Below are 10,441 nucleotides of genomic sequence, written 5' to 3' on the forward strand. Positions count from 1 at the left end.
GTACGGCGGCGCCATGCCCGACGCCGCCGTACCGCCCCCCGTTGTTGGCCTCCGCCACCGAAAGATCACTTGACCAGGTGCGGTAGCGGTCAGCTGATCAGCCGGCTGAAACCGGTCAGCCATCCCCCGAGCAGTGACCGGCTGGTGGTTCGGTCGCTGCCCACGAAGTACAGAAGTCTGAAGCCGCTGGCCACACAGTCACCACACGAAGGACACACATCGACAGAGCTCGGTCAGCGACGCGTAGTAGGTTGGTTCGGCCGAAACCTGAGGGGAATGACGCGTGAGGTTCGAGGTCCTCGGGCCATTACGGATACGTACGCCAGCCGGGGTCGACGTGGCGGTACGCAGCCGCCACGAACGCACGGTGCTGGCCATCCTGCTGTTCCGGGCCGGTAGGGCGGTGACCACCGACCAGCTGGTGGCCGCGCTGTGGCCGGAGCAGCCACCGGCATCCCACATGTCGAATCTGCACACATACCTGTCCCGGCTGCGCAGCCGGCTGCCCGACGTGTCGATCGAACAGGTCAACGGCGCGTACCGGCTACAGGTCGACACCGACGACCTCGACCTGCTGACCTTCCAGCGGGAGGTCGCCGCCGGCCGGGCGGCGCTGGGGCAGGGCGATCCGGCCGAGGCGATCGTCCGGTTCCGACGGGGACTGGCCCAGTGGCGTGGCCAGCCCCTCGCCGATCTCTCCATCAGTTCGCTCGACCCGCAACTCGCCCAACTGGAGGCGGAACGGCTGAGCGTGCTGGAGGACTGTCTGGACGCCGAACTCGCCGTCGGGGCCGGCGTCGACCGCACCGAGGTCCTGGCCGAACTACACGGGCTGGTGGTGGAGCATCCGCTGCGGGAACGCCTGCACGGACAACTGATGCTGGCGCTGTGCCTGGCCGGACGGCGAGCCGATGCGCTGGCGGCCTACCAGAACGCCCGGCAGACGATGATCGAGGAACTGGGCATCGAACCGGGACCGGAACTACGCCAACTGCACCAGACGATCCTGCGCGGCGAGGACGTGACCTCCGCCCTCAGGACCGTTCGCCAGCCGAACCTTCCGCAGCCGGTGTTCCCGGTCTGCCAGCTCCCCCCACCGGTCGCCGGATTCGTCGGTCGGGGCGACATCGTCGAGCAGGTCAGCCGCCTGGTGGCGCCCAGCGAGACCTCCGTACCCCTGTTGGCCATCTCCGGCCCACCCGGCATCGGCAAGAGCGCCCTGGTCGTCCGGGTCGCCCACCAGCTACGCGCCGCCTTCCCGGACGGGCAACTCTTCGCCCACCTCACCGGAGCGGCAGCCCGTCGGGACCCGGCCGGGGTGCTGGCCGACCTGCTCCGGTCCCTCGGGGTGCCGGCTTCGGCCGTACCGCAGGATCTACCCGCCCTGGCCAGCGCCTACCGGGCCCGGCTGGCCGACCGGCGGGTGCTCGTCGTCCTGGACGACGCCGCCGACCCCGCCCAGGTCCGTGACCTGTTGCCCGGTACGCCCGGAAGCGCCGTACTGGTGACCAGCCGTAGCCGGCTCTCCGGGCTCACCGACGCCGCCCACCTGCAACTCGGCCCGTTGACCGATGACGAGGCTCATCGGTTGCTGCTCCAGGTCGCCCGCCCTGACCGGTTCGCGGACGAACCCAACCAGGCGGCCCGGATCGCCGCCGCCTGCGGCAACCTGCCACTCGCCCTCCGTATCGCCGGGACCAGACTGGCCACCCAGATGTCCAGTGTGGCCAGTCTGGCCGACCGGCTCGACGACGAACGCCGGCGACTCACCGAGCTGGCCGTCAGCGACCAGCAGGTACGCGCCAGCCTCGCCCTCAGCGTGCAGACCCTGTCCGAGCCGGCCCGCGCCGCGTTCTCGCTGCTGCACCTGATCGGACCGGTCAGCTTCACCACCTGGACCGTTGCGGCGTTGCTCGGCCGGCCGGACCCCGATCAGGTCATCGACGAACTGGTCGAGGCCAGCCTCCTCGAACCGGTTCATCCGGACGACGGCGAGACCCGGTTCCAGCTACCTGACCTGCTCCGCGTCTACAGCGCCGAGTTGGCCGGTCCGGACAATCCGGCACGGATCGCCGCGCTGGGCCGGCTGCTGGACGCGACCGTGTTCCTGGCCGGGACCGCCGCGACCCGGATCCCCCGTACCCTGACCTGGTCCTACCGGTCCGAGTCGGTACCGGCCGCGCCGCTGCCACCGGGCACCCTTGAGCGGCCGGCTGCCGATCCGATCGGCTGGCTCGACGCCGAACGCGCCTATCTGGTCGGTGTCGTCGTGACCGCGTACGACGAGGGTGCGGACCGGGCGACGCTGCTGCTGGCCGAGCGGCTGGCCCCGTTCCTGTGGGTCTGCGGCCACTGGGCCGATCTGCGGACCGTGCAGCAGGTGGCGCACCGGGCCGCCGACCGGACCGGCAGCCAGCGGGCGAAGGCACGGATGGACCTCATCGCGGGTGTGCTGAGCATCGTCGGCGGGGACGTGGCCACCGCCGACGCCAGCCTGACGGCCAGCCGCGCGGTCTTCGAACGCCTCGACGACCGGCACGGCCTGGCCTGTGTGCTGGCTGACCAGGCGGTGCTCCGGGGCAACTACCAGGACGGGGCCGAAGAGGCGGTACGCATCGCGAAGCGGGCGGTCGAACTGTTCGACGCCGAGGGGGACCGGCTCGGCGCGATCCTGGCCGCCCCGGCGCTCTCCGCCGCGTTACGAAAACTGGGGCGACTCGACGAGGCACTGACGATCGACCAGGCCGCTGCCGACCTGGCTGACCTGATCGAGGCTGCCCCGCTGGTGGTCGCCCGGTGCCTGAACGCGCTCGCGCTGACCCGGTTGTTGAAGGGCGAACCGGCGCAGGCGTACTCGGCGGCGCAACGTGCCGTACGACTGTTGCAGACCAACGGGGAGCGGTACGTCCTCGTCGCCGCCCTGCACCATCTCGCGCTGGCCGCCGCCGGTCTGAACCACCGGGACGAGGCGGTACGGCTGCTCTCCGAGGGCCACGAGGTCGCCGTCGAACTGGGTGACCGGCTCGGGGCGACCGGGCTGGAGCGGGACCTGGCAGCCAGCTGGATCGGTGACGGGCAGGCCGTTGCCGCCATCGGTACGCTGCGTCGTTGCCTCCAGACGTTCCAGTCGATGGGCTTCCGGTCGGCGCAGGCGGCCACGCTGGAGGTGCTGGCCCGGGCGCACGACGCCCTCGGTGAACCGGGCATCGCCGAGGACACCCGTCGCCAGGCCGCACACCTGGCCCGGACACGCGACAGTCGAGCGGCGGTACTCTCCGCCATCGTTCTGCGGCTGGCCGATCCGGTCGATCCTGCCAGTCCGGTCGATCCTGCCAGTCCGGTCGATCCTGCCGGTCCGGCCGGTGAACAGGCCGACGTGGGTGCGCCCGGGGAGCAGACCGACGACGAGCAGCTACCGATGCTGGCCGGATGCGGTACGGGCGTCCCGGAGGTTGTCACACCCTGCGCGTAGCGTCCTGTCGTGAACCGAACTGATCGGCTTTACGGCCTGGTAGAGGAGCTTCGCGCGGTGTCACCGCGCTCGCGGAGCGCCCGCTGGCTGGCGGATCACTTCACCGTCGGCGAGCGCACGATCCGCCGTGACATCAGCGCGTTGCAGCAGACAGGGGTGCCGATCTACGCCGAGCCCGGCCGGTACGGCGGCTACACCCTCGACAAGTCGCACACGCTGCCCCCCGTCAACTTCACCCCCCGCGAGGCAATCGCCACTGCGGTGGCCCTGCATGCCCTCGCCGGTACCCCGTTCCTGGCCGCAGCCCGCTCGACCCTGCACAAGCTCGTCGCGGTCATGCCGGCCCGTGACGTCCAGGCCCTACGGGAGATCGCAGGCCGGATCCAGCTCACCGCTACCGCGCCGGCGGCGGCCTCCGCCCCGGCCCAGCAGGTGCTGGAGGTCGCCGAGCAGGCGCTACTGCGTCGTGCGGTGCTGGTCCTCGACTACGTAGACGAGCGGGGTATCCGGTCACACCGGAATGTGGAACCGTTGGGACTGCTGGGTTCCAACAACCAGTGGTATCTGGTCGGCTGGTGCCGACTGCGGTCCGGCGTACGTGAGTTCCGCCTGGACCGGATCCGCCAGGCCGTCTCGACGGCCGAGGTTGCCCCGGCCCGGCCACTGGCACCGCGGCGCACCGGACCGCCCCGGAACAGCCTCGATCTCTTCGGAAACGCGGACACAGGGCTGACCTGATTCCCCGGAATCATGAATCCGATGAAACAGGACGCCGCATGGCGTGGCCGGTTCACACTACGGACCGGCCCCGCTCTGCCCCGACGAAGGGACTTTGTGGCATGACCCTCAACCCCGACCACGTCGCCTACCGTCCTCTCGACTACCGACTGACCCTGCGGAACCGGTGGGGCACACTGCGGCTCGGTGCCCTCACGCTTGCCGAGCGCATCGGCACCGCCGCGCTCGTACGCCCCCGTCCCGCCCGGGACCGTCGTTAACCAGCCGTAATCCTCTGTCCGGCGCTGCCGGCCGCACAGCCGGTGCGGTCGGCAGCAATCAGATGAGCGGCCCCGGACATCGCCCGACGTGCCCCCGCTTCCTCGGCCAACCGTTCACGGCTGCACGACAAGGCACTGGCTACGTAGCGGCCTTCGAATTGAGCGACTCGACAACCCCGGCGATGGACAGCATGGTCACCGCACCTTCCGTACCGCTCAGAGCAGCAGCCCCACCCCAAGCAGCAACGTGGCGACGACGAGGCTGAGCCCGCCCGCCACCGCAAGCCAGATCAGCTTGTTGGGTCGGGTGGCGGTGGGCCGCACCACCGACAGGAAGCAACGTCAAGATTCCCTGCCGAGCCCCAATCTTGTCAATAGCTAGATTCGCTGCCCGTCGTCGGATCCTCAGCCAACTCGCGTACAGGACTGGTCACAGCGGGTTAGCGTCAGGTACACCGACAGCCGGGCGACGGGGGAGCACCTGATGTTGAAGAAGCTGCATGATTCAGGCCTGACATCCGAGCACTGCTACATGGCCGGATTTGTCAGCATCGGCATCTCGCTACTGAGCTGGTCGCTCTCCAAGCAGCACCAGCACGGGCAGGTCGACCGGGCCGACCGGTGGGGCATCTTCGTCGGCGAGTGGGCCCCGACCCTGTTCGCGCTCGGTAACGGGCTGCGCTCGTACGAGAAATGACCGGAACCGACCCGGCGGCCGGTCAGCGACGGCGGGACCGGGTACGGGATGCGCGCAGCCGCCGCAGCCGACCGACCAGCATCGGTTCGGCGGCCAGCGCGGCCGGGTTGTCCAACAACCCGTTGAGCAACTGGTAGTAGCGGGTTGCCGAGAGGTCGAACGCGTCGCGGATCGCCTGCTCCTTGGCACCCGCATGCTTCCACCAGCGCCGCTCGAAGGCGAGGATCTCCCGCTCACGGGCGGTCAACCCGTCAGGCGACGCATCTTCGACGGCAGCTGATGTGGCTTCGATACCGACCAGGGGCTCCGAATCCTCGTCGGCGACATCCTCGTCGGCGACCGGAGGGGTCGGAACCTCGTCCGCGACCGGCAGCGCCTCGCTGCGTGGTGCCGGCACCACCCGACCACCGTCGACCGCCACAGCGTCAACGACGGGCTCCATGACGCTCTCCAATACATCGAAAAGCACGAACGTGCCAGCGGGCTCCACCAGCCTAGCGGCACCAGCTCAGGAGCGCATCGGACGACGGCGGGGCGGAACTGTCGGAAACATCTCCCCGCCCGCCCTCGACCGTCCGTCGTATGCGACCAGCAGGCGGCCGATGCGGCCGAACATGACGTCGATGCTTGGTGGCGAGCCCTGCGGTCCAACTGTGACGGGCGGGATGGAGCCAACTGCTCCACCCCGCCCGTCGCGACCCCCCGCTCAGGAAACGTCCATGCCCGTCACCTCAGGTGATGTCCCGGCGGCGTATCGCCCACATCGCGGCGGCCAGAACCAGCGCCGTACCGACGCCGAAGACGAGGGCGGAATCCTGCCAGGTGACCAGGAACTCACCCGGTTTGCACTCGCCCATCGCGAAGTCACACGCGCGGTAGTCGTACAGCGTGAAACTCTTCTCGAACCAGGCAATCGCATAGGTCGAAAGGACATAGCGGTCGCCGAACCGCACCCCGGCGATCTGTAGCGCGATCCGTAGGCCGATCTCGCTGACCACACCGATGCCGACCGCGACACCGAGCGCCATCGCGGTGTGCCGACCCAGCGAGGCGAGGCCGAAGGCGACGGCCCCGACCGCCAGCGCCAGGCCGAGCCCTCGGGCCCCACTGATCGCGAAGGACTCCCACACGCCCTGGGTCATCTTGCCGGTGATGCCGTCGTACTTCCCGATCAGCCAGAACGCGGCCGTCCACAGGGCACCGAGCACGACGCCGATGCCGAGCACGCCGCTGAGCAGCACACCCAGCTTGGTGAGCAGCACCGACAGCCGCTTCGGTCGCCAGAGCAGGAGGTTCATCATCCCGCCGGTGTTCCACTCGGCACCGACGTAGGACGCCCCGATGATGAAGGCGAAGAGGGCCAGAATGCCCGAGAAGACCGAGATGAAGACGCCGAACTGTTCCCGGAACTCGAACTGGAAGGGCAGGTACCACTCCGCCTGGAAGTGCTCCCGTTGCGGCGGATACTCCTTGCCGCAGTCCGGCCCGTACCGCTCCTCGACGTTCTCGCCACGCGCCCTGGCTGCCTCACACTCGGCCACGGCCTGCGTGTGGTACCTCACCTGCTGCTGGAACTCCTGCTCTGCCCGGGCCTCGGCGGCGGCGACCCGCGCCGGGTCGATCCTGTGGCTGGCGACCGAGAAGGAGATGGTGATCGCGGCGAGTCCGAGCACGAGCAGGACGAGCAGGACCCGGGTCAGCCGGCGTTTGAAGAGCCGTCGCAGCTCGGTGACGTAGAGGCTCATACTCCCCAACCTCCCTGGGCCGGCGCGGACGGGTCGGACGGATTGCCGGACGCGGGCCGTTCCCCGGCCGTCCCCTGGCCGACCACTGCGGACTGGTCGACCTGGCGGTGCTGACCGGGCACCGGCGTGGTGGCGGTCAACTCCAGGAAGACGCTCTCCAGGTCCACGGTCACCGGCGCCAACTCGCTGACGTAGAGGTCGTGGCCGGCCAGCGTACGACTGATCAGAGCCGGCTGGTCGATGCCCCGGACCATCAGGTGGTCGTCGTGAGCGGTGACCTGACCACCCACCTTGGTGAGCGCCTCGGCTGCCACCGGCAGATCGGTGACCGCCTCCAGGCGTACCCGTACGCCGCCACCGGAGTGCTGGGCCAGCACCTCGCTGACCGGTCCGGCCGCGACCCGTCGACCCAGCGAGATGATGGTGACCGAGTCGCAGATCATCTGCACTTCGCCGAGGATGTGGCTGGACAGCACGACGGTCATGCCCGACTCGGACAGGTTGCGCATCAGTGCCCGCATCTCCCGAATGCCGCCCGGGTCGAGGCCGTTGGCCGGCTCGTCGAGGATCAGCAGCTTCGGGTTCTTCAGCAGGGCCGACGCCACGGCCAACCGTTGCTTCATGCCCAGCGAGTACGTCTTGACCCGCTCCTTGGCCCGGTCCCGCAGCCCCACGAGCTCCAGTACCTCGGTGACCCGCTGCTGCGGTACCTCGCCGGCACCGGCCAGCAACGACAGGGTGTCGGCCGCCGAGAAGTTCGGGAAGAACTGTGGGCTCTCCACGATCGCCCCGACCTGGCCGGCGACCTCGGGCAGGGCGGCGGGCACCTCCTGCCCGAGAATCGCCATCCGGCCACCGTTCGGCCGGATCAACCCGAGCAGCGTACGTAGGGTGGTCGTCTTGCCCGACCCGTTGGGGCCGAGGAAGCCGTGCACCTGCCCCGCCTCGACCAGCATGTCGAAGCCGTCCAGCGCCTGCCGGACGCCCCGACGTCTGCTCTTGTACGTCTTACGTAGACCTTCGATCTCCAGAACCGCCGTCAAGCCGGCCTCCCCGCGTCACGTGTACGACGCCAGAGACGATACTGCGTTATGCGGAATAGTGGTATCCCGACGCGCCGGGGTACCGGACCCAGGTGATGCAGACGGAGTTCAGGCCCGGCCGACGCGGGGGGCGGGTGCAGATGCCACAGGTGGGGTTCAGGCCCGGCTGACGCGGGTGGGGTTCAGGCGCAGATGACCTTGACGCCGGCCTCCTGGAAGGCGGCGACGGTCGCCGGATCGGCACCGGAGTCGGTGACCAGGGTCTCCACCTTGTCCACCGGGCAGATCCGGGCGAAGGCATGACCGCCCAGCTTGGACGAGTCGGCGATGATGACCACCCGCTTGGCCCGGGCCACCATCAGGTTGTTCATCGACGCCTCGCCCTCGTGATGGGCCGCCGCGCCGAGCTGCGGATCGATGGCGTCCACGCCGAGCAGCGCCACGTCCAGGGTCACCTCCCGCAGCAGCGCCCCACCGAGCGGGCCGACCAGCTCGAACGACTGCGGTCGTACCACGCCTCCGGCGACCACGACCTTCATCCGGGACCGGACCAGCAGCTCGTTGGCGATGTTGAGCGCGTTGGTGACCACGGTCAGTTGTGCACCGTCGGCGCTGGTGTTCAACTCGGGCCGGACGGCCAGCGCCCGGGCGACCTCGGTGGTGGTGGTGCCGCCGTTGAGGCCGACCACCATCCCGGACGAGACCAGCGCAGCGGCGGCAGCGCCGATCCGCTGCTTCTCGGCCGAGTGCTTGGCGGTCTTGTAACGCAGCGGCAGGTCGTACGAGACGCCGTTGGCGACCGCACCGCCCCGGGTACGCGTGATCATCTGCTGTTGGGCGAGTTGGTCGAAGTCACGTCGGATGGTGGCCTGCGAGACGTCCAGCCGGGCGGCGGCGTCCTCCACGCTCACCCGGCCACTCTCGGTCAGCAGCTCGAGCAAGGCGTTCCATCTCGCGTACCGGTCCACCTCGGCCTCCATGCGCGTACGGTGAGTGATTTCGTGCACGATAGTGCGCAAAAGTACGTGGACGCAAACCGCTGGCTGCGCAATCCTGCACACTGTTGCCACGACCAACCCACTTCACGCAGAATAACGCTCGAAAGAAGGTCGTACCGAACCGTATTGCGCAGCCATTTCGCCCGCGAGGAGCACTCATGGCGTACGTCGACACGGAAATCGCCAGCCAACCCGACTGCTGGCGGAAGGCCGCCAGCCTCTCCGCAGAACGCACGGGAGCACTGCCCGAACGCGGCGAGCGCGTAGCCGTCGTCGGCTGCGGCACCTCCTGGTTCATCGCGATGGCGTACGCCGCACTCCGCGAGCGTGCCGGCCACGGCGAGACCGATGCCTTCCAGGCCTCCGAGTTCCCGATCACCCGCCGGTACGACCGGGTGGTGGCGATCACCCGGTCCGGCACCACCACCGAGGTCCTCGACCTGCTCGACGCGCTGCCCGAGGGAACCGTCAGCACGGCCATCGTCGGTGACGGGGACTCCCCCGCCGCCCACCGGGCCGACCAGACGGTGGCGATGCCGTTCGCCGACGAGCGTTCCGTGGTGCAGACCCGGTTCGCCACCAGCGCACTCGCCCTGCTCCGGGCCCACCTCGGCGCGAACATCACCGCGTTGGCCGCCGACGCCGAGGTGGCCGTACGCACCCCGCTGCCGATCGACCCGGCCCGCATCGAACAGGTGACCTTCCTCGGTCGCGGCTGGACCATCGGGCTCGCCCACGAGGCCGCACTGAAGTGCCGGGAGGCAGCCACCTTCTGGTCCGAGGCGTACCCGGCAATGGACTACCGGCACGGTCCGATCTCGGTCGCCGGGCCGGGCCGGCTGGTGTGGGCCTTCGGCGAGATCCCACCCGGGCTCGCCGAGGACATCATGGCCACCGGCGCGGCGTTCGTGCACAGTCGCACCCACGGCTGCCACGCGGTGCTCGGCGGCTGGGCGGCCGGCCGTACCCCGCTCGACCCGATGGCCGACCTGATCCTGGCCCAGCGGTTCGCCGTCGCCCTCTCCACCAGCCGAGGGCTGGACCCCGACGCACCCCGCCACCTCACCCGCTCGGTGGTCCTCACTTGACCAATCGCACAACCCGCTACAAGGAGCCAGCGTGACTGATGTCGTCGTCGCCCTCGACGTCGGCGGAACCGGGATCAAATGCGCCCTGGTCGACCGCGACGGCGTCAGTCACCACACCGAACGGCACCCGACCGGTGCCGGCCAGGGTGCCGAAGCCGTCATCGGGAACATCCTCGGCATAGCCGAAGGGCTGGCCGGCAAGGCGCTGGCCGACGGCCTCACCCCGGTCGCCGTGGGGATCGCCGTGCCCGGCGTGATCGACGAGGACACCGGCACCGCGGTCTGGTCGGCGAACCTCGGCTTCCGCGACGTACCCCTGCGGGACCTGGTCGCGGCGCGGCTGGGCCTGCCAGCGGCGCTCGGCCACGACGTACGCACCGGCGGCGCCGCGGAGGCCCGG

At 69.7% G+C, this 10,441-nt stretch carries 10 protein-coding genes; 6 read left to right on the plus strand and 4 right to left on the minus strand.

Features of this window, described 5'->3' with window-relative positions:
• Nucleotides 1-283: 283 nt before the first annotated feature.
• The 4 genes from ACFQ4H_RS21990 to ACFQ4H_RS22005 all read left to right on the plus strand — a co-directional run bounded on the left by ACFQ4H_RS21990 (nucleotide 284) and on the right by ACFQ4H_RS22005 (nucleotide 5,167).
• Nucleotides 284-3,472: an AfsR/SARP family transcriptional regulator gene (locus ACFQ4H_RS21990; protein WP_377573252.1), complete on the plus strand. Its 3,189-nt coding sequence runs from the start codon at nucleotides 284-286 to the stop codon at nucleotides 3,470-3,472.
• A gap of 9 nt (nucleotides 3,473-3,481) precedes the next feature.
• Nucleotides 3,482-4,210: a helix-turn-helix transcriptional regulator gene (locus tag ACFQ4H_RS21995; protein ID WP_377573256.1), complete on the plus strand. Its 729-nt coding sequence runs from the start codon at nucleotides 3,482-3,484 to the stop codon at nucleotides 4,208-4,210.
• A 101-nt stretch (nucleotides 4,211-4,311) separates the two neighbouring features.
• Complete coding sequence (locus tag ACFQ4H_RS22000; RefSeq protein ID WP_377573259.1) at nucleotides 4,312-4,470, plus strand: hypothetical protein; 159 nt, start codon at nucleotides 4,312-4,314, stop codon at nucleotides 4,468-4,470.
• A gap of 484 nt (nucleotides 4,471-4,954) precedes the next feature.
• Nucleotides 4,955-5,167, plus strand: a complete 213-nt coding sequence (locus tag ACFQ4H_RS22005; RefSeq protein WP_377573262.1) for a hypothetical protein — start codon at nucleotides 4,955-4,957, stop codon at nucleotides 5,165-5,167.
• Nucleotides 5,168-5,189: 22 nt separating this feature from the next.
• Here the strand turns inward: ACFQ4H_RS22005 and ACFQ4H_RS22010 are convergent, their stop codons facing one another.
• From ACFQ4H_RS22010 to ACFQ4H_RS22025, 4 genes are all read right to left on the minus strand, one after another.
• Nucleotides 5,190-5,609, minus strand: coding sequence for a DUF3263 domain-containing protein (locus ACFQ4H_RS22010; RefSeq protein WP_377573264.1), 420 nt, complete (start codon nucleotides 5,607-5,609; stop codon nucleotides 5,190-5,192).
• Nucleotides 5,610-5,898: 289 nt separating this feature from the next.
• Entirely contained in the window at nucleotides 5,899-6,912 is a 1,014-nt protein-coding gene (locus ACFQ4H_RS22015) for an ABC transporter permease subunit (protein WP_377573266.1), read from the minus strand.
• Nucleotides 6,909-7,955 (minus strand): ABC transporter ATP-binding protein, encoded by a 1,047-nt coding sequence (locus tag ACFQ4H_RS22020; protein WP_377573269.1) that lies wholly within the window; start codon nucleotides 7,953-7,955, stop codon nucleotides 6,909-6,911. Before ACFQ4H_RS22020 ends, ACFQ4H_RS22015 begins: the two co-directional genes overlap by 4 nt.
• Nucleotides 7,956-8,137: 182 nt before the next feature.
• Nucleotides 8,138-8,923, minus strand: a complete 786-nt coding sequence (locus ACFQ4H_RS22025) for a DeoR/GlpR family DNA-binding transcription regulator (protein ID WP_377573291.1) — start codon at nucleotides 8,921-8,923, stop codon at nucleotides 8,138-8,140.
• A 188-nt stretch (nucleotides 8,924-9,111) separates the two neighbouring features.
• Between ACFQ4H_RS22025 and ACFQ4H_RS22030 the strand changes: the two genes are divergently transcribed.
• Together ACFQ4H_RS22030 and ACFQ4H_RS22035 are read left to right on the plus strand one after the other, a co-directional pair.
• Nucleotides 9,112-10,041: an SIS domain-containing protein gene (locus ACFQ4H_RS22030; protein ID WP_377573272.1), complete on the plus strand. Its 930-nt coding sequence runs from the start codon at nucleotides 9,112-9,114 to the stop codon at nucleotides 10,039-10,041.
• A gap of 31 nt (nucleotides 10,042-10,072) precedes the next feature.
• Nucleotides 10,073-10,441: ROK family protein (locus ACFQ4H_RS22035; RefSeq protein WP_377573275.1), on the plus strand; the 369-nt coding region annotated here is incomplete at its 3' end.

It is taken from the genome of Micromonospora sonneratiae, assembly GCF_042679305.1.
GTDB lineage: Bacteria > Actinomycetota > Actinomycetes > Mycobacteriales > Micromonosporaceae > Micromonospora_H > Micromonospora_H sonneratiae.

What these genes read in the sequence shown, in the direction of transcription:
- ACFQ4H_RS22010 (WP_377573264.1), bottom strand. Translation starts at nt 5,609, where the DNA reads ATGGAGCCCGTCGTTGACGCTGTGGCGGTCGACGGTGGTCGGGTGGTG.
- ACFQ4H_RS22030 (WP_377573272.1), top strand. Translation starts at nt 9,112, where the DNA reads ATGGCGTACGTCGACACGGAAATCGCCAGCCAACCCGACTGCTGGCGG.
- ACFQ4H_RS22000 (WP_377573259.1), top strand. Translation starts at nt 4,312, where the DNA reads ATGACCCTCAACCCCGACCACGTCGCCTACCGTCCTCTCGACTACCGA.
- ACFQ4H_RS22015 (WP_377573266.1), bottom strand. Translation starts at nt 6,912, where the DNA reads ATGAGCCTCTACGTCACCGAGCTGCGACGGCTCTTCAAACGCCGGCTG.
- ACFQ4H_RS22005 (WP_377573262.1), top strand. Translation starts at nt 4,955, where the DNA reads ATGTTGAAGAAGCTGCATGATTCAGGCCTGACATCCGAGCACTGCTAC.